We start from the raw sequence: 19,146 nt of genomic DNA, 5'->3' as shown, positions 1-19,146 counted from the left end.
CTTAGACTGCCCAAATTATACACTCCCTAAGGCTTCACAGGCTCAAAAGTCGTCTCGCTGGTCTGGCCGTCCTTGCAAAACCAAGCCGTGAACTTCTCGTGATTGGTCGCCCCGCCATAATCGCCGTCCTTCCGAATCGCGATCAAGGCCACCTGCCGCTCGTGCCCGGGCAGCCCCTTGCTCTGTATAAACCGGATCGCCTCTTCGCACGCTTCCTTCGCGCTCGAGCCCGCTCGCATCGCCTCCATCGCCCGAAAAGAGAGCAAATACCGCCAAATCTCCTCGCCCACGCCAGTACCCACCGCGCAGCCCACTTCATCGTCCGCATAGAGACCCGCGCCGACAATGGGAGAATCGCCCACGCGACCGGCCATCTTCCACGCCATCCCGCTAGTGGTGCAGGCCGCCACCGACCGACCCTCGCTCCAGCCCAAGACACCGATCGTGTCGTGCCCCTCCAACGACGCTTCCTTCATTTCGGTCTGCCTCTCCCGCCACTCGTACCAGGCTTGCAACGATGCCGCGCTGTGCAACTGCCGAGGCTCAAAGCCCTGTTGCAGAGCAAAGCGCTCCGCGCCCTCCGCCGACAGCATCAAGTGCGGCGTCTGCTCCATCACGCGCCGCGCCAGCGTGATGACAGGCGCAAACCGACGCACGCTGCACACTGCCCCGCAACGCATCGTCTCCCCCTCCATAATGGCAGCGTCTAACTCGATCTCGCCCGAACGATTAGGATAGCCGCCCGCGCCTACCGATCGAACCTCGGGATCCATCTCGGTAACGACCGCGCCCGCCTCCACAGCGTCCATCAATCCCGCCTTGTCGTTCGAACCTCTTGCCCACGCCTCCCAGCACGCCTTGACAGCCTGTTCCCCGAACCACCATGTCGCGCCAAAAATAGCCGCCATTCAGTCTCTCCTAAAGCTCAACGTTCTTAAATCCGACCACCTTCGTCTCCGTCATCTCCTGCATCGCAAATCGCACGCCCTCTCGACCCAAACCGCTTTCCTTGGTGCCGCCGTATGGCATCAAGTCGCTTCGGAATGTCGGCGCTTCGTTGATCATCACCCCGCCAAACTCAAGCCGGTTGGCAAAGTCAAAGGCCTCGTTCAGGTCCTGCGTAAAGACGCCCGCCTGAAGGCCGTAAGGCGTGCCGTTGGCCAGTTCAATCGCCTCGTCCGCCGTCTGGTAAGGGTAGACGATCACCGCAGGTCCGAACAGTTCGCTACAGCTCATTTTGGCGTCTCGCGGCACGTCGGTCAGCACTGTTGGGCGATAGAACGGGGGCGCCGCTTCGCCGCCCGTCATGATTTTGGCTCCGACCTGATCTGCTATCCAGGCGCCAACTCGGTCTAACGCCTCAGAGTCGATCATCGGGCCCATATCGGTCGATTCGTCTAACGGATCGCCCAACTTGAGCGATTCGGCCTTATGGGAGAGCGAGACGACGAACTTCTGATAGTGCGATTCGTGGACGATGGCTCGTTGCACCGAGATGCAGAGTTGGCCTGCTTGAGCAAACCCGCCTCGGCACGCAGCCTCTGCCGCCGCATTGACATCAGCCGAGGGCGCCACGATGAGAGGACAGTTGCCCCCTAATTCCAGCGTTACCTTCTTAGGCCCTGCCCAGCCGGGTATCTGACGTCCGACCTCGCGGCTTCCTGTGAATGAAATGAAGCCGACCCGCTCGTGTTGAATCAAGGGCAAGCCCGCATCAGGCCCGAAGCCCGTTATCACGCTCAACGATTCGGGAGGGAAGCCCGCTTCGTAAAGAATCTCGATCAGCCGCACAGCGGCGACCGGCGCCTGCTCGGCAGGCTTCAAGATAACCGCGTTACCCGCCCCCAATGCCGGCGCGATCTTGTGCGCCGCCAAGGCCAAGGGCACATTAAAGGGCGTGATGGCTCCAACAATGCCGACCGGACGACGAACAAAAAAACCAAATCGATGCTGGCCGTTGGGCTGTGCGCCAAAGGGCGCCTGTTCGCCCGATAGCCGCTCGGTCTCGCCGATTGCAAGGGCAAAAATGCGTGCGGCGCGATCGACCTCTATTCGCGCTTCGCGAATGGTCTTTCCGACCTCTGACGACAGAATCCGCGCTAACTCTTCGCTGTGATAGCCGATGAGCGCGGAGGCCGCGCGCAACCAATCCGCTCGTTTGAAGGCGGGCGCGTTCAGCTTCGCGTCTTCAGCCGCCCTGTCGATGTGAGACTTATCCCCTTTGATGGCGGACGCGATCGCTTCGCCCGTATACGGGTTTAGGATCGAAAAGCGCTCGCCATCGACGACCTTCTTTCCCGCAATATAAATGGGCAGATCCGTCATAAAGCAGCGATCGCGTCGATCTCTACGCCCACGCTCTTGGGCAGCGCCGAAACCTGCACCGTAGCGCGAGCGGGAAAAGGCTGCTGAAAGTAGTCGGCATAAATCCCGTTCACCGTCGCAAAATCGCCCAGATCGGTCAAATAGATCGTCGTCTTGACCACCTGATTCAGCGATGCGCCCGCCGCCCCCAAGATCGCCTTCAAGTTCTGCATTACCCGATGGGTCTGCTCCTCGATGCCGCCGTCGACAATGCTGCCAGTCGCCGGATCGATCGGAATCTGCCCCGAAACGAACAACAGATCGCCCGTCCGAATGGCTTGAGAATAGGGGCCGATGGCGGCAGGGGCTTGGTCGGTGCTGACGACGCTCTTCATGTTGGATAAACCCTCCGAGCCGAGATTATACACCGGACGGCAAAACGGACGCCGGGATCCCCAGCGCCGTCCCGCATTTCTATCCGTGTCGTCAGAAGTTGTGATATATTCTTAATCAGACGGACATCGCGCCGTACTTTCAGAGAGGCACTAGGAGGAATAGTATGTTCAGACTATGCAGCGCCATCGATTCGGCTCTCTCTCCCCCTCTCTCTCTCTACCGTAACGGGAGACTGACCTTGACCTTGCTGTTATTGATCGCCTTCCTTTCCCAACCGCCCACCGCGCCGGGCCAAGAGAACTGCCTGCCTTTGAATTTCAGTCTGGAGAAGATCGACAAGCGGAATACGTCGGGCGCATCCACAGCTTTCGTGCGGTCAATGGCAAAAGACCCGCTCGGAAACGCCTATCTTGCGGGAGTCGTTTCCGGCCCAAACGGGCTGGACATCCATGTCGTCAAGTACGACCGAAGCGGCGTCTTGCTCTGGTCCGACCAGTGGAACGGCTCGTTCGACGGCGACGACGAGGGCTTTGGAGTCGCGGTCGACAGTTCCCAGAACGTCTACGTCTGCGGAACGGTGCAGACGGGTTCCGGCGATTGGGACTTTGCCGTCAGAAAGTATGCCAAGCACGCCACGCAAGAAAGCTACACCGCGGCGTGGACAACCCTGATTCACAACGGCAACGGACAGGAACAGGCGAGAGCCATCATTCTAGACCCAGACAGGCGAGTGTTCGTTGCTGGAAAGCTCGTCAAGGACGGGAATCTCGACGCCGCTGTTGCCAGATTGAATAACTCTGACGGAGAGCCCTCTGACCAGTGGGAGCCTGGTGGAAACCATCTCGAAGGCATTCGCTTCTTCTCCGGCAGCGCCAATGGCGAAGACCAGCTCCACGCGATCGCCCTGGATGGCGCCGATCACGTCGGCGCCGCAGGCTATGTCCTTCAATCAGGCGGCGGTTCCCCGAATCACAAGGACTTCTTGACCGTTAGAATAGACAAACTCGACGGTGCCGTAGCCTACCAGGCTGTTTGGAGCCATGTGACCTCGTCCGACGACGTGGCGAACGCCATCGTCATGGATCAAGCGGGCAACGCCTATGTGGCCGGCGCCGCGAGCGAAACACAATCGCTTCCCGGCGACTTTGGGGTGATCAAGTACGACCCCGAGGGCAATCGGTGCTGGAAGTCGATTTTCCACCCAAGTGAGACCACCGCGGCCTATCCGACGGCTATCCTGCTTGACGCCCAACATTCGGTCGTTTATGCCGCCGGCATCGGCATGGTCGGCTCCACCGGAGAGACCCAGCGAATGGTGGCGGCAAAGTATACCGCGACCTATTCGGCGTGCGACGACCGCACCGTCTCGCCCATTGCCGACAACGCAGATGTGGACCTGCTTTCGATAAACGTGGTCAATGAGACGGTCGCGCGAGCGATCTTGGACGTGCACGGCAATGTCTTTGTGGTCGCGCCCGCCAAAAGGCCGAGCGGCTCTGACTCGGACTTCAAACTGGCTAAGTTCAGTCCCTGCCTCGACGTCCGATTCGAAAGGAACTTCGAACGAGACGCGCCTGGCGATGCTGAAAGGCCATTTGCCATGGTCTACGACTCTTCCGACCCTTCCTACGTCTGGACGGCGGGAAGATTGCAGATTGGCTCGCAAAACCACTTTCTGGCGATGCGTTGGTGCTGGCCACGGGCCGACATCAACCACGACGGCATTGTGGACGACGCGGATCTGGCCTATGTCTTGGGCTGCTTCGGCCAGCAAGGCGGATGCCCCGAGACCGACTTGAACAACGATGGAACGGTCGACGATACCGACTTAGCGATCGTTTTGGCAGCGTTTGGGCACCAATGTCCTTAATGGCAGACACGGGTCGGGCTTAAAAGCCCGACCCGCAAGTGCGGGAGTTATTACAATGAACATGAGAGCGAAATTCGTTCTGAGCGCCTTTATCTGTACCGCAACCTTGGCTGTCGCCCAACCCTGGGTCCAGTGGATGGACGTGTACCAGGGCGTGCGGAATAATACGGTCAAAGAATCGAAATGGGACCCGTCGGGCCATCTGATCGTCATGGGCGGCGACCCGGACTCTGAGAATCGCCTGCGGTGGACCATTATCAAATACGCGCCAGACGGTCGGCGGGTCTGGCTTCGATCGATCGCTCGCAATTCGGGGGAAGCGTTGGGCGGCCCAAGCGCCCTCGCCGTCGACTCGTCGGGCAATGTCTTTGTTACGGGCGCCGCTCATCCTCAGCCAGAGCGACAAGCGATCGACACGGTGAAGATGGATCGGGACGGCCGCCTTCTCTGGAGGCATCGTTTCGAGACGCCCGGCTTCAATTTGGACGAGTCGTACGACTTGGCGGTCGATGACAGCGGCAACGCCTATGTTGCCGGAATGTCCGAGGCGTGGGACGCCGCCATCCACTACGTGGTCTACAAGTTGAACTCAGACGGCCAACTGCAATGGATGCGCCGCCCGCCTCCGCCGCACGATCGGACGAGAAGCAGAGCCAGCCGCGTCGCCTATAGTCCGCAGAACGACCTGATCTATGCCACGGGTACAGTGGCCGTCGACGCGCCGCGCCCCAACGATTGGACGCGCTATTGGTCCGACATGTGGGTAGCGGCCTATCGCGCGGAAGACGGCGCATTGGTCGGCTTCAATCGATTGGCGTCCCAGACGGAGTACAGCCGACATTATCACGCGCTAGGAATCGTCGCAATCGACGGCGACCTCATCTTCACCGGCGGCACCATCACATGGGCCAACGACCGGGGCCAGGTCTCCTTCGCGGCCGCGACCGGGCGCATTCGTCCAAATGGCGAACTAGCCTGGGTTCGCGTCTACGAACTCTATCCCCAGTCCCAATTCTTTGGTTCGGCGATCGGGCTGACGATCGCAAACGGCATCGTCTACTCTTTTAGCGGCGCCGATCATTGGACAGACATCGATCTATACGATTGCTATGTGTTGCGCTATCGGCTGGACGGCGCGCCCCTCGAGCCTCTCTTCTACCGCCCGATGCCCGATTTTGAGGGCAACGCGCAAAGAGGGCGCGTCGATGCCTTTGGCTCGCTCTACGTGGGCTACGGCGGGAGCCAGCGCAGCTCGTCGCTTAACCAGGATGTTTATGTCGCCAAGTTCAACGCCGGGGACCAGCTGACATGGCAGTATCGCTGGCATGCTCCGGCCGACAACGTCGACACGTTGGAAGATCTGTTCTTAGACGACTGGGGCGGGGTCTACATCGTCGGCACGACCGTCTGGGATTGGACTTCAGGCGCAGACGCCATCACCATCAAACTCTGCCAGCGATGGGGCGACGCGAACAACGACGGCAGGGTAGACGGAACGGACTTAGAGACCGTCTTAGAGAACTTCGGAGCGATCGTGCCGCCGGGCAGCAACGGCGACGCGGTCAAGGACGGCTTTGTGGACGATGCCGATCTCGCCCTCGTGCTGTGGATGTACGGCGAAACCTGCGGAGATTAATAGTGAACTTAGGCCGGGCGGATGGAGATCGATCCGCCCGGCGTTTACGAGTCGCGATTAGCAACCGACGCCGAACGAAGAGAGAACGATCGCCAGATCGGTATCGTCCACAATCCCGTCGCCGTTCACGTCTGCTTGTTCATCGTCCGTGCCAAAGTTCTCCAAAACAATCGCCAGATCCGCATCGTCCACGCACCAGTCGCCGTTCACATCGCCCAGCCAAACCACGTCGGCGCACTGATCGCCCGTAGCCTGAGTGAACTCGATGCCGTTCGCGCCGCCCAAAGCGTCGGGACAGTGCGACCACGCCAGATTGTTGTAATGCGAGCCCGGATTGCCCGAGTTCATGGCTGGCAGCATCTGGTTCGACACATAGGTGCCAAGGGGCAGACTGTTGCTGCCGCACAGATCGCCCAAATTGGCGCCGCCCGTAATGAGCGCGGCCGCCTTGATCGGACCGGTCGCCGCAATCGCGCTGATGGGGATCTGGATGTCGAAACCTGTGCTGCACGTGAACGGATCGCCCAAATTGTTCGAATCGCTGGTAATACCCATACTGTTGGTGTTGTTAAAGGCCACCAACAGACCGCTGGTCGCGCAGTCGGAGCCGCCGAACAACAGACCGCTGAAACTATCGGTATACCCTTCGCCCTGATAGCAAGAGGTATCGGTCGTAATGTCGATCAGGTCCACATAGTAGACGCCGCCGCCGTGGCTGATCGAGAGCACGTAGTCGGGCGTAAAGCCGCTGTCCCACACCACGCCGCTCATGCCCACCACGCTACAGTTCAGACAGCCCTGGTTCAGAAAGAACGGGTTTCCGCCGCCGGGGATCGAGTCGATATAGATATGGAGATTGTTGAAGTTGCCCTCCAAATTGCCCGCAACGCCCAGGTAGAGCGTGCTGAGAGTGCGGAAGCCCCAGAGCGTGTTGAGTTCGGAAAAGTTATCGCCAAAACCGGTGTAGTTGGACTGCGCCGCAATCAGGGCGCCGGGATACTTGGACGTGATGGCTACGCCGTCGTTGGACGGCTGCGCGCCGGCAGCAACCACCATAGCGGCCGCTGCGAGAATCAAAATCTGCTTCATGATGCGCTTCCCTCCTTTGGGTCGGTATGCTTCTGACAGATAGTATAACACAGATTCCCGAATTCAGAATACGAATTCTGCGCCGAACGGAACGCAACGCTTCTTGGCGATCTTCCCGCCCTTTGCGCGAGACGCCCCGGAACGCCAGGCTCCCGCCTGGCAGAAGACAACGGTGCCGCCCGGGAGGGCGGCCTTCCAACGGCGCAGCATGCCCTGACCCCGTGGAACGCCAGGCTCCCGCCTGGCAGAAGACAACGGTGCCGCCCGGGAGGGCGAGCGTCCCCGCGAGCCGAAGCGCCCTTAACCTTCCGCACCCGCCCTTCGGTATGGAGGCTTAAAGCGCCGGGCGCGAAGGAAACTAATACGACGATCCCAGCCGGATTGCCGACGACCAATGGTGGAAACCAATCCGCAAACGCGCCGCGCCGCCCGAACGGGATTTTTTGCAAATGTAGCACAATTTTGAGTTCAAAACCCGCCCCATGCGCTAAACTTAGAGCATGGAAGAGTACCAAAGAATCGAAGAGCAGATCCGCGAACTCCGCAAGCAAATGGTCGATCTCCTCAAAAGCCAAGGGCCTGAAGAGGCGTTCGATTACGACTTGAAAGACCAAGACGGCAACAGCGTCAAACTCTCCCAACTCTTTGGAGACAAGCAAGACCTGATCGTGGTCCACAATATGGGCCGCAACTGCCCCTACTGCACGCTCTGGGCCGATGGGTTAAACGGTCTCACCGACCACTTTCAAAACCGCGCCGGATTTGTCGTCGTCTCGCCCGACGAACCGCACGCACAGAAGGAGTTTGCCCTTAGCCGAGGATGGCGATTCAAGATGGTCTCTGCCGCCGGATCAAGCTTCACTAAGGACATGGGCTTCGAAGTAAACGGCGATTACTGGCCGGGCTTCTCGACCTTCAGGCTGGAGGAAGGCCAGATAAGGCGCATCGCGAGAGACTACTTTGGCCCGGGAGACTTTTACTGTTCCGTCTGGCACATGTTCGACCTGCTGAAGGATGGCGCAGGCGAGTGGCAGCCCAGATTCGAATACGCGAGATAACGGCGCTCTCATTGCTCAAGAAAAGTTGCCAAATCTGGCCGATATCTGCCATAATCAGGGCGTACAGGAGGGATTGGATCTATGCAAAGTCAACCGCCGCCCGTCCTGAACGTCGGGTTCTATAATTACGTTCAGACATCAAAAATCGTAGCTATGATCAGTAGCGAATCGGCTCCTATGCGCCGGCTGATTCGTCAGTTTCGCAAGGAAGGCAGCAACTTGATCGACGCCACGCAAGGGCGGCGAACAAAGTGCGTGATCTTTGCAGACAGCGGCCACGTCATCCTTTCGGCCATATCGCAGGAGACGCTTGCTCGGCGCCTCACTCGCGGCGATCTAGACGCTGGCGAGTAGCCCGCTTACTTTTTCGGGCGAGGACGCCGCTCCTCGCCATAGACCCCTGCCTTAATCGCAAGGGTTTGCCACGCCTCGGCGAGGTTCGGCTGGCGAACGACAACGGTTCGGACGTTTCCGTAACCGTCCCTGAGCAGACTCATGGCCTCCGCATCGCCCTGGCGAACGCGCGCGCGATAGCCCGACTCGTCCCAGACGAGCTCGATCTCGGAATTGGGCAGCAGGTCGCCAAGGCCGTCGGGATCCTCTGCTTCTATCAAGATCTCGGTCGGTGAGACATCTTCGCACAGCCGACGCGGATCGTTTTGTGCGATGGAGCGTCCGCCGGCAATGATCGCGACCTCGTCGCAGCGTCCCGCTATCGATGGATCGCGAGACGAAACCACGATCGCGGCGCCCTTGCGCGCCAAGTCGTCGATCTCCGACCAGAGCCGCTTTCGACGCTCAAAATCCAGCGGTTCAAACGAGCAATCGAGCAGATAGAGCTTGGAGCGGGGCGCCAAGGCAAACGCGGCTTTCAGGGCAGCTAGTTCGCCCTCGCTCAGTTCGCCGATCGATCGGTCGGCCTTGCTGTAGAGCCCGAACAGTTCGAGCAAATAGATTGCCCTGGCAGGCGGATCGGCCTTGGGCTTAAGATAGGCGCGAACGGTGGACGCTCTGGGTTGCCGTGAGAGCAACGACGGACTCGCCCCGGCATCTTTGTGCTTGGCGTACATTTGGGCAAGCAGGGCCGTCTTGCCAGACCCAGAAGGGCCGAAAAGGCCCAGCGCCTTGCCTGGAATCGGCTGGATCGACGCGCCTCGGCTTAGTTCAGCAGTTCTGGATTGGTTTCTCGGGTTGATTCCAATACCTCGATCGCAAACTGCTCCAGCGTTTCAAAGTCCTTCTCCTTGTTTCCGCCTGAGGAGAGCACCAACACTCGGACAAAGTAGGACTTTTGCTGAACCCCTAATACCCTCGCAAAGAAAAGCCAGATTCTGGCCGGCGTCGTATCGGCAAAAAGACCATAAGGCGTCTTGTAGAAGTAAAGGCCGACCGCCTTCTGTCCAGTAATCCTGTGATTGAGACCGACCCGCTTGATCGGTATCTCGCGATCCATGCCCGGCACGGCCAGAGACGAGGCGGCGTTCTCCGTAAACTCCCACTGCTGCGCCCTAAAGCAGACCTCGGGATTGTGAAAGGCGCCCGTGTGCGACCCGGCGATGATGGTCAGATCGCCCGAGTTGCCGTCGTTGTCGCGATACTGAATCGCCGCGTACTCGTCCGGCTTCAACTCGTCCAAAGAAGCCTTGTCCATCTCGTACTTCTGACCGCCCCAGTCGCCCAAGTTGAGCGAGAGTTTGTGCAAGGTCGGCTCGCCCTTGGCGCCCTCGGGCTGCTTGATCACGTTGACTGCCACCGCCATACCGATGGCAAAAACCAAGAGAACCGCCATAGGCAGCTTCATGCGATTCTGCATCGCGGTCGATCCTGTCAAGGTTACTGGCTCTGCGATAGGTTCAGCCTCAGGAGCGCCGCCCTCCTGCTCCCATTCGGCCTTTGCTTCGCCCAAAGCGCCGTTTACAGGGGCTTCGGCCTCGATCTCGTCCGGTCGTTCTATCTTTTCCATCCTAACCACCTTGCCAAAGCAAAAATGAACATGAACGCGACGAACAGCAACGGATAGCCGCTCCAGTCGTGCACGGTATTGCCGACATCGGCGCCAAAGTGATGCCCGGCGACCGCCACGCTACAAATACGAAGCGCATTGGTCAGCACCGCGATGGGCAAAACGACTGCTACCATGATCGCCTTCTTCCATGCGGGCAGATCGACAAAGACCATAAAGAAGAAGATGAAGGTGAGCAGCGAGATAGTCATCTTAAAGCCGCTGCACTCCACCCCGACGCCCAGTTCGTACATGCTGGGCATTAGAAATTTGATCTCGCCCGTGCGAGTTACCGAATAGAAGAACTTGAGAATGGTAACCGAGGCGTCTGTCGACCAGACTTGGATCGGATGCGTTACCTCGTCAAAAATCCAAGACGGCAACGGAACCATGAAGTAGAGGAACAGGATCGGAAACATCAGCACCTTGGTGATCTGCCACCCATAAAGCAGCATCATGGCTCCAATGATGAAGAGAGGCAAAGCCATGCTGGGCGTCCAGAAGGAGTTGCCCCAATGCCCGACCGCTCGGGCCGCCACAGCCAGCGCCAGTATGCCCAGACCCCAGTAGTTCGGTTTGGGCTTCTCCACGTAGAGCAGCGTCAGCATCGCCGTACAGACCGCCAGCAACAAAGGCACGCCATAGGTCTCGTAGAATTCCGGCTTGTAGTTGGGCGAGCCGAGAGACTGGTATTCCCTTGCGTGGATCAGCGCAAAGGCGATCACAAACGCAACGATGCCCGCAAAAAGGCTGTAAATCGTCATATCGGCGCCGAGTTCTTTCAGCCGGTCTCTACGCATCCACAGAATGGCGACAGCCAAGATTGGCACCAGATAGGCGTGAGAGTAGTAACCGTCCTCATGCCCCCATCGTGGGATGTAGTAGAGATCGATGATGACGTAGTACGAGTAGATGAGCATGCCGATGGCGAGCGCGATGGCGCCGACCATCCATATTTGCGGCTTGGGCAGTCTTTTAACTTCGTCTATAAAGGGAGCGACCAAGGGCTATCCTCCGTTATCTTTAACACGAAAAGTCCAGTAGCGGTTCGCCAAAAAGTTCCAAAACAGCACGATGCCGGTCGCCGTGGCCAGCCCATACATAAAGACCAGTTTCGGCGGATCCCCTTCAAAGCCTAAGGCGCCTCGCAGCACGGCTACGACGGTGGTCGCGATAATCGAGTTGAGCGCCAGACCCGTGAGGTTGACAGCGGCGAACCTAATAAATTGTCGGCGCCTGCCGTCCCTTCCCGTTACGCGAAAAGTCCAACGACGGTTCCAGAAGAACGAATTACAGACAGCGACAGAGGTGGCGATGCACTTGCTGACAAAGAGGGCCGCATCGGACGGGTTGACGCTGCCCAGCAGATGCGCGACCTGTTGAACGACCAGCTGGGGGAAGCCGGAATGATAAAAGAGCAGGTAGGTCAGCGTCCAGTCCAGCGCCGTGTTCATACCGCCGACGATGCAGAACTTGACAAACTGCCGCGCAGAAAGAGGGAGACTCTCGGCCCGGTTGCGCAACAGATTCATCGGCCTTCGCCCGGGGGCTCGATCCGCCAATCGCTCCGTTTCCATTCGATTTCTATTGTCGGAACATCACCACAACGACCGACAGAGTCCACAGCAGGATACAGACAACGAGCCTGCGATCCCCCAAGATGATCCGCTCGGGACTGCCCCCTTCGTCCTGCCGGTGGATGAGCTGCAAATAGCGGAAAAGCCCATACACCACGAACGGCAAAGTATACCAGAGGCCGTCGTGATGCTTGGCCGTATCCGATAGGATGGTGTAGATGGCATACGACTGGATAGTTGCCGCCACCGTGATGGTCAGCAGATGGTCCAACATCTCTTTGTTGTACTCGTCCAGCGATTGACGATGCTTGGCGCCGTCCTCGCCTAACAGAAGCAGCTCGTGCCGCCGCTTGCCAAAACCCAAGAAGAGAGCGAGCAGGAAGGTGCAGACGATCAACCAGGGCGAAATGGCCGTATCGACCGCGACCGCGCCCGCCGCCGCCCTTAGCACAAACCCTAACGCGATCAAGATAACGTCCAAAGCGGCAATGTTCTTAAGCCCCAGCGAATAGGAGACGGTGAGGGTCGCATAGGCCGCCCCAATGCCCAGAAGTCGGAGCGACGGATCGAGCGCGGTCAGGCCAAGAAAGCCGCCGATCCATGCGACCAATAGCAAGACCCAGGCGCCGGGCAGAGGCAAACGGCCCGAGGCGATTGGGCGATTGCGCTTGACGGGATGCTCGCGGTCGCGCTTCCAATCGAGGATGTCGTTGAACACATAGACGCCGCCCGAGACCGCGCAAAAGGCGAGAAAAGCGAGCGACGCCTGCAGCAGCGCCTCGGGATCGCGGAACTTGCCGGCAAAGAGCACGCCTGCAAAGAGCAGGCCGTTCTTGATCCATTGATGGGGGCGAAGCGCCTGGAGGGCGGCCAAGAAGACGTTTCCTCGCTCGCGCTCGGTCAGCGAGTTCATCATAGAGGGTTATACCACGAATGCTGTTAATCTTCCTGGGATTGTTGGGGGGGCTTTGGGCTATTGGCATCCTTGGCGCTCGAAGGGGCCGGCGGGGACGCCGGCGGTACTATGACGGCGAGCGTCGCAATGCCGCCGAACTCCGGGAGGCCGAGCGTCCCCGCGAGGCGCGCGACGGCAAAGCCGCCACACCCGCCGTTTTTCCTATACCTCCGCATCCGGCTGTATCAATGTGGAGGCGGTCGCCGAGATGTTGAAAGAGGCCGCCAAAGCTCCGCCCCGAGTTCCTAGCCCAAAAGCCCTAAGGGCGTTTTTTTGTCCTGGGACTTTGACCGGCTCGTTTGCCGAACGGGATTTTTTCGAAATGTAGCACAATTTTGAGTACGAATCGATGCCCGGCAAACGACCAGAAGGTATAATCCCTGCCCGCCCGACAAGAGCGCGGCAAACATCCCAACCCAAGAGGCATCGATGCAAGTTACCAAAGAAGAACTCGATCCCTGCACCATAAAATTCGACATCGAAGTCGAGCCGGAAACCGTCTCGGAAGCCTTCAAGCGTTCCTTCCGAAAGGTCGCCAAGCGCATCCGCATTCCCGGTTTTCGGCCCGGCGCCGCGCCCGACCACTTGGTCAAGCCGTTCGTCAGCGACTCCGAGGTGAAGCAAGAAGCCGCCCAAATGCTGATCATCGACGCCACCACTCAAGCCATCAAAGAGCACGGGATCGATGAGTACGAGATGCCCCGATTCGATGTGGGCGAGAAGATCGAGGCGAACGAGCCTTTCAAGTTCACCGCCACCATACCCTTGCCTCCGCGGGTCGAATTGGGCGAGTACAAAGGGCTCAAAGCCCAGCGCAATCTGGTAGCGGCCAGCGCCGAAGAGGTTGAGCACGGCCTTCAGGACATTCAACGCCAGTTCACCACCCACGATCCGGTCTCCGATCGGGGCGCACAGGCGGGCGACCAGGCCGTTGTGCAGATAACGCCCAAGGAAGGCGAAGATGCCAAACCCGCGCGCTTCATGATCGTCGTCGGCAGCACGTTTGGCGAGATGGATCAGGCGATCTCTGGATTGAAGCCCAATGAGCCCAAGACCGCCACCCTCAATTTTCCCGAGGAGTTTCAGCACGAAGGGCTGGCCGGCAAGATGGCCGAGGTCGAGATCGAAATCCAGGAACTTTACGCCCCCGTCGTGCCCGAGATCGACGAAGAAATGGCCAAGAAGCTGAACGCCGAAAGCGTCGAGGCCCTTAAGGACAAGGTCGCCGCCGCCATCGTGGGAGAGAAGGAGCGGATGGAAGCCCGAAGAGTTGAAAACGAACTGATTCAGCAAGCGCGGAACAACGCTTCCGTCAGCTTGCCCAGCACGCTGATCGCCGACGAAGCCAAAGCCCAGTTGGAGAACTTCGAGCGCGACCTCCAAGAGCGCGGTTTTACGATCGCCGACTATCTGGCCGCCAACGGACTGGAGCAGGCGCAACTAGAAGCCGAAATCCGCACCGATGCCCAAAGGCGATTGGAGAACACCTTCGTGATGGTCGAAATCGCCCGTCAGGAGAAAATCGGGGTAACGGAGGCCGAATTAGATGCCGAAATTCAAATATTGGCACAGCGCGAAGGGCTGGCAGACGCCGAAATCAAGAAGTTGAAGCGAGAACCAGAGGTCAGAAAGCGAGTGCGGTCCGACATCTTGATGCGCAAGGTCGCTCGATTCCTGCTCGATTCTGCCGAGATCGCCGAAACTGAGGGAGGTACGCAAAGCGATGGGGCTTAACGAACGCAACACGCTCGTTCCGATCGTGGTCGAGCAAACGTCGAGGGGCGAGCGCTCTTACGACATCTATTCCCGCCTTCTTAAGGACCGTATCATCTTCATTGGCGAACCGATCGACGACCATATCGCCAATCTGGTCATCGCCATGCTGCTCTTTTTAGAGAAAGAGGACAAGGACAAAGACATCGACATGTACATCAACTCGCCGGGCGGCGTCGTCTCGGCCGGGCTGGCGATTTATGACACCATGCAGATGATCGCCCCGGACGTGGCGACTATTTGCGTCGGCCAGGCCGCCAGCATGGGCGCGATCCTGCTAACGGGCGGCGCAAAAGGCAAGCGCTACGCCCTGCCCAACGCTCGAATCATGATCCACCAAGTGCACGCCGGATTCCAAGGCACCGCGCTCGATATCGAGATTCAGGCCAAGGAAGTTTTGCGCTACAAGGACGTGCTCAACGGAATCCTCGTCCACCATACCGGCGCCACCTTGAGCAAGATCGAACAGGATACGGCGCGCGACTACTTCATGTCCTCGAACGAGTCGCTGGAGTATGGAATAATCGACAAGGTGCTGATTCCGGGCGAACGGTGATCTTTTCGCCCAAACGCCCGTAATATAAAATAGGACCTTTGCAAGCCGTCAGCGTCGGAGCCGCGCTCCTTGCCCTTCGCAACGCGCCGATGCCGAAACATACCCGGCGACCACAAAGGAGGAACATCCAGTGGCCAAGATGGAAAAGAACGGCGACCGATGCGTATTGTGCGGGAAACCCCGCGACCAAGTCAAGAAGCTGATCGTAGGCCTCTACGGGGGCGTCTGCGTCGATTGCGTCGACTTTTGCAACGACTACTTGCGCGCCGACCCCAAGAACGGCAACGGCGGATCGAACTTTGTCGAGACCGTGCCGAAGCCGAAAGAGATTTATCGCATTCTTAGTCAGTATGTCGTCGGCCAGGAGTATGCCAAGCGGGTGCTTTCCGTCGCCGTCTATAACCACTTTAAGCGGCTTCGCGCCGGCAAAGGCGCCGAGGTCGAGCTTCAAAAGAGCAACATCATGCTGATCGGCCCGACCGGCAGCGGCAAGACGCTCTTGGCGCAAACTTTGGCGAAGATTCTGAACGTGCCGTTCGCCATCGCCGACGCGACCGCGCTGACCGAAGCTGGATATGTGGGCGAGGATGTGGAGAATATCTTGCTGAAGCTGATGCAAGCGGCCGATATGGACGTGAAAACTGCCGAACGAGGCATCATCTACATCGACGAGATCGACAAAATCTCGCGCAAGTCGGAAAACCCGTCCATCACCCGAGACGTGTCGGGCGAGGGCGTGCAGCAAGCCTTGCTGAAGATTCTGGAAGGCACACTGGCTAATGTGCCCCCGCAAGGCGGGCGAAAGCATCCCCATCAAGAATTCATCCAGATCGACACCGGCAACATCCTGTTTATCTGCGGCGGAGCGTTCGAAGGCTTGGACCGCATCATCGAGCGGCGGCAGACCGATCAGGCAATGGGCTTTCGCGCCAAACAGAGCGACCGGCAGAAGAAGGGCGAACAGGGCGCGCTGACCGGCCTCATGCCCGAGGATCTGCTCAAATTCGGCCTGATCCCCGAGTTTATCGGCCGTCTGCCCGTGTTGGCGACCCTCAGCGCCCTCGACGAAGAGGCGCTCTCTCGCATTCTGGTCGAGCCGAAGAACGCGCTGGTCAAGCAGTATCAGAAGTTCTTCGAACTGGACAATGTGGAGCTGGTCGTAACCGACGAGGCCCTGCGCGCGGTCGCTCAAGAGGCGCTGAAGCGAGGCACCGGCGCTCGGGCATTGCGAGCGATCTTGGAAGAGACGATGATGAACGTGATGTACGAGGCGCCGAGCAATCCAGAGATCAAGCGGGTGTTGATCGACGAGGACGTGGTCAAAGGCCGCTCCGCGCCGACCATGCAGACCGACCAAGACCTGGACGAAGCGTCTTAAGAGAGAACCGCTTGGAACGCCAGGCTCCCGCCTGGCCCTTGCGGCGTACGATTGACAGGAATCTAACCCCGTCCGCCGAATCGCAAAAACTGTGATCGCGGCAATGCTCCTATCGATTTTGACGCTGTCAACCTTGGCCGACCAGCAACGCCTCGTGCTGGCCGATAACGGCAAGAGCGACTACTCGATCGTCCTGCCTACAGACCCAACGCCCGCAGAACGGCGAGCCGCCGAAGAACTGCAGCGTTACGTCAAAGAAATCTCCGGAGCCGAACTCCCCATCGCGCCGCCCGGCCAAACACCGAGCAAAGCCATCCTACTGGGCAACGCGCAAACCAACCCGGTCATCGCCCAATCTCCCCTCCGGCCCGAGGCCGCTCTAGGCATGGAAGGCTACGCGCTCTTCACTCATGGCCAGTCGCTCATCGTCTATGGCGGCCGTCCGCGAGGCGTGCTCTACGGCGTTTACGGCCTGTTGGAAGACCACCTAGGCTGCCGCTGGTACACGTCCGAAGTCGGCAAAATCCCCAAGCGCGACCGCATCGAGATCGGCGAGCTCAACGAAACCGTCATTCCCTCGTTCGAATACCGCGAGCCGTTTTGGACCGAAGCCTGGGACACCGACTGGGCGGCGCGCAACCGATGCAACGGCAACTTTATGCGATTGGGCGAGCGCGAGGGCGGCAAGATCGGATTCCAGCCCTTTGTCCATAGCTTCTACGAGATCCTTCCGCCGGCGCAATACTTCGAGGAGCATCCCGAATACTATTCCGAAATCGACGGCAAGCGAAAGCACGAAGGCGCCCAACTTTGTCTCACCAACACCGACGTGATGAAGCTGACGGTCGACAAGGTGCGACAATGGATCGCCGAAAAGCCCGAAGCGCGCATCTTCAGCGTCTCTCAAAACGACTGGTACGGCCAATGCCAGTGCGAACAGTGCCGCCTAGTCTACGAAGAAGAAGGCGCCCCGAGCGGGCTCGTCTTGCGATTTGTGAACGAGGTGGCCGCGGCCATAGCGCAAGACCACCCCGACAAGCTCATCGAAACGTTGGCCTATCAATGGACGGAGAAGACGCCCAAACTCGCTCGGCCGCACCCGAACGTCCGTGTGCGCATGGCGCCCATCGGCAACTGCTTCGGCCACCCAATCGACCAGTGCCCCGTCAACAAAGAGCCGTTTGCCAATCTTCAAGCATGGGCCAAAATTACCGACAACCTCTACATCTGGCACTATAACACCAACTTCGCCCACTACTTCATCCCGTTCCCCGACTTCGACGAGCTCCAAGGCTCCAACCGCGCTTACAAAGCGAACGGGGTGAAGGGACTCTTCTATCAGGGCGCCTACGGACCGGGCGGAGGCGGCGAATCGTCCGAGTTGAAAGCCTGGTTTCAAGCCAAGATTCTGTGGAACGCCAAACTGGATGTTTGGCCATTGGTCGAGGAGTTCGTCAACGCCGTGTACGAAGATGCCGCGCCCCCCATTCTCGCTTACTACAAATCGATGCACGAAACCGTGAAGCAGAATAACATTCACTTCAAAATTTTCGACGACCCCAAGACGCTAGGCTATCTGAACGAAGATTCGCTGGCCAAGGCCGAAAGGCTATTCGATCAAGCCGAAGAAGCCGTCAAGGATAAGCCCGCCGTGCTGAGTAGAGTTCAGAAGCTCCGCCTGTCGATCGACTACGCGCAACTAAGGCTCTCGGACGACAAAGAGAAATACGCCAAGATCGTCGCCGAGAAGGTCAAGCGATTCGGCATCGGTCAAGCGCGCGAAGGCCAACCGATCGACGCCTTCCTCAAATCGATCGGACAATGAGCGTAATCGTTCAAATCTCGCTCGACCTGACCGACCTATACGAAGCGATCAAAACCGCAGAAATCGCCGTCATGGCAGGGGTTGACTGGCTGGAGGCCGGAACGCCTTTGATATTGGCGGAGGGATTAAGATGCGTCAGAGAACTCAAGGCGACCTTTCCGGATCGCAAGGTGGTCGCCGATTTGAAAACGATGGATGCCGGCTACCTGGAAACGGAAATGATGGCGAAGGCGGGCGCCGATCTGACCGTTGTGATGTCCCGGGCCCACGATGAAACCGTGCGAGGCGCGGTGCGCGCGGCGAGGGACTATGGCACGCAAGTGATGGCCGACATCATGCTAGAGCCGGACCTGCCGGCTGCCGCCAAGAGAATGGAGGCGCTGGGCGCCGATTACATCATCCATCACATCGGATATGACGAGCGACACGCCAAAGTCGGCAAATCGCCTCTGGACGAACTGGCATCCGTGGTCGGCGCCGTCTCGATCCCAGTCCAGGCGGTGGGCGGTTTAACGCTGGACCAAGCCGCGCTGCTGCCTAGCCTTGGCGCGCCCTTGGTCGTCATTGGCGCGCCGCTGGTCATCGACGACCAGGCATTTACCCCCAGCACAAGCGCCGACGCGCTGGAAAGCGCGATTCGCACATTCGTGCAGCGCGCCAAGGGATTGTCCCCCGCCTAATTCCTGCAATTCCATCAGTTATTACGATTTCAAAAGCCTCCGACCAT

Annotated in this window: 18 protein-coding genes; 9 read left to right on the top strand and 9 right to left on the bottom strand. The window is 59.0% G+C overall.

The window, feature by feature from the left end; translation table 11 throughout:
* Positions 1-26: 26 nt before the first annotated feature.
* From HUU60_00660 to HUU60_00650, 3 genes are read right to left on the bottom strand one after another with little or no spacing between them, the layout of a single operon-like run.
* Positions 27-908 carry a N(4)-(beta-N-acetylglucosaminyl)-L-asparaginase gene (locus HUU60_00660; GenBank protein NUL81219.1) on the bottom strand — a complete coding sequence of 294 codons (882 nt, stop codon included), beginning with the start codon at positions 906-908 and terminating at the stop codon, positions 27-29.
* 10 nt (positions 909-918) lie between these two features.
* Positions 919-2,325: an aldehyde dehydrogenase family protein gene (locus HUU60_00655; GenBank protein ID NUL81218.1), complete on the bottom strand. Its 1,407-nt coding sequence runs from the start codon at positions 2,323-2,325 to the stop codon at positions 919-921.
* The gene (locus HUU60_00650) at positions 2,322-2,699 is read right to left on the bottom strand and encodes a RidA family protein (protein NUL81217.1); all 378 of its coding nucleotides are present in this window, start codon (positions 2,697-2,699) and stop codon (positions 2,322-2,324) included. Before HUU60_00650 ends, HUU60_00655 begins: the two co-directional genes overlap by 4 nt.
* A 239-nt stretch (positions 2,700-2,938) precedes the next feature.
* Between HUU60_00650 and HUU60_00645 the strand changes: the two genes are divergently transcribed.
* Entirely contained in the window at positions 2,939-4,570 is a 1,632-nt protein-coding gene (locus HUU60_00645) for a hypothetical protein (GenBank protein ID NUL81216.1), read from the top strand.
* A gap of 61 nt (positions 4,571-4,631) precedes the next feature.
* The gene (locus HUU60_00640; protein NUL81215.1) at positions 4,632-6,206 is read left to right on the top strand and encodes a hypothetical protein; all 1,575 of its coding nucleotides are present in this window, start codon (positions 4,632-4,634) and stop codon (positions 6,204-6,206) included.
* A 57-nt stretch (positions 6,207-6,263) separates the two neighbouring features.
* Here the strand turns inward: HUU60_00640 and HUU60_00635 are convergent, their stop codons facing one another.
* Complete coding sequence (locus tag HUU60_00635) at positions 6,264-7,295, bottom strand: hypothetical protein (GenBank protein NUL81214.1); 1,032 nt, start codon at positions 7,293-7,295, stop codon at positions 6,264-6,266.
* Between the two features lie 500 nt (positions 7,296-7,795).
* Here HUU60_00635 and HUU60_00630 point away from each other — a divergent pair, with 500 nt between their 5' ends.
* Together HUU60_00630 and HUU60_00625 are read left to right on the top strand one after the other, a co-directional pair.
* Positions 7,796-8,353 carry a DUF899 family protein gene (locus tag HUU60_00630; protein ID NUL81213.1) on the top strand — a complete coding sequence of 186 codons (558 nt, stop codon included), beginning with the start codon at positions 7,796-7,798 and terminating at the stop codon, positions 8,351-8,353.
* 81 nt (positions 8,354-8,434) lie between these two features.
* Positions 8,435-8,707: a DUF370 domain-containing protein gene (locus tag HUU60_00625; protein ID NUL81212.1), complete on the top strand. Its 273-nt coding sequence runs from the start codon at positions 8,435-8,437 to the stop codon at positions 8,705-8,707.
* A 5-nt stretch (positions 8,708-8,712) separates the two neighbouring features.
* Here HUU60_00625 and HUU60_00620 read toward each other — a convergent pair whose 3' ends face one another.
* The 5 genes from HUU60_00620 to HUU60_00600 all read right to left on the bottom strand — a co-directional run bounded on the left by HUU60_00620 (position 8,713) and on the right by HUU60_00600 (position 12,848).
* Positions 8,713-9,384 (bottom strand): hypothetical protein, encoded by a 672-nt coding sequence (locus HUU60_00620; GenBank protein NUL81211.1) that lies wholly within the window; start codon positions 9,382-9,384, stop codon positions 8,713-8,715.
* Positions 9,385-9,512: 128 nt separating this feature from the next.
* Positions 9,513-10,316 (bottom strand): EpsI family protein, encoded by an 804-nt coding sequence (epsI, locus tag HUU60_00615; protein NUL81210.1) that lies wholly within the window; start codon positions 10,314-10,316, stop codon positions 9,513-9,515.
* On the bottom strand, positions 10,304-11,359 hold the full coding sequence (locus tag HUU60_00610; GenBank protein ID NUL81209.1) for an exosortase/archaeosortase family protein: 1,056 nt from the start codon (positions 11,357-11,359) through the stop codon (positions 10,304-10,306). The genes epsI and HUU60_00610 overlap by 13 nt, the downstream gene beginning before the upstream one ends.
* A gap of 3 nt (positions 11,360-11,362) precedes the next feature.
* Positions 11,363-11,887 (bottom strand): GtrA family protein, encoded by a 525-nt coding sequence (locus HUU60_00605; GenBank protein ID NUL81208.1) that lies wholly within the window; start codon positions 11,885-11,887, stop codon positions 11,363-11,365.
* Positions 11,888-11,939: 52 nt separating this feature from the next.
* Positions 11,940-12,848, bottom strand: coding sequence for a decaprenyl-phosphate phosphoribosyltransferase (locus tag HUU60_00600; GenBank protein ID NUL81207.1), 909 nt, complete (start codon positions 12,846-12,848; stop codon positions 11,940-11,942).
* Positions 12,849-13,316: 468 nt separating this feature from the next.
* Here HUU60_00600 and tig point away from each other — a divergent pair, with 468 nt between their 5' ends.
* The 5 genes from tig to HUU60_00575 all read left to right on the top strand — a co-directional run bounded on the left by tig (position 13,317) and on the right by HUU60_00575 (position 19,099).
* Positions 13,317-14,621, top strand: a complete 1,305-nt coding sequence (gene tig, locus HUU60_00595; protein NUL81206.1) for a trigger factor — start codon at positions 13,317-13,319, stop codon at positions 14,619-14,621.
* The gene (gene clpP, locus HUU60_00590; protein ID NUL81205.1) at positions 14,611-15,216 is read left to right on the top strand and encodes an ATP-dependent Clp endopeptidase proteolytic subunit ClpP; all 606 of its coding nucleotides are present in this window, start codon (positions 14,611-14,613) and stop codon (positions 15,214-15,216) included. The genes tig and clpP overlap by 11 nt, the downstream gene beginning before the upstream one ends.
* 139 nt (positions 15,217-15,355) lie before the next feature.
* Positions 15,356-16,594, top strand: coding sequence for an ATP-dependent Clp protease ATP-binding subunit ClpX (gene clpX, locus HUU60_00585; protein NUL81204.1), 1,239 nt, complete (start codon positions 15,356-15,358; stop codon positions 16,592-16,594).
* Between the two features lie 103 nt (positions 16,595-16,697).
* A complete protein-coding gene (locus tag HUU60_00580; GenBank protein ID NUL81203.1) occupies positions 16,698-18,419 on the top strand; it encodes a DUF4838 domain-containing protein in 1,722 nt (573 codons plus the stop codon).
* Entirely contained in the window at positions 18,416-19,099 is a 684-nt protein-coding gene (locus HUU60_00575) for an orotidine 5'-phosphate decarboxylase (GenBank protein ID NUL81202.1), read from the top strand. The genes HUU60_00580 and HUU60_00575 overlap by 4 nt, the downstream gene beginning before the upstream one ends.
* The last annotated feature ends 47 nt before the right edge of the window (positions 19,100-19,146 follow it).

This window comes from Armatimonadota bacterium (assembly GCA_013359125.1).
Taxonomy (GTDB): Bacteria; Armatimonadota; Fimbriimonadia; order Fimbriimonadales; family GBS-DC; genus JABWCR01.
This window is presented reverse-complemented; position numbering and strand designations above follow the sequence as displayed.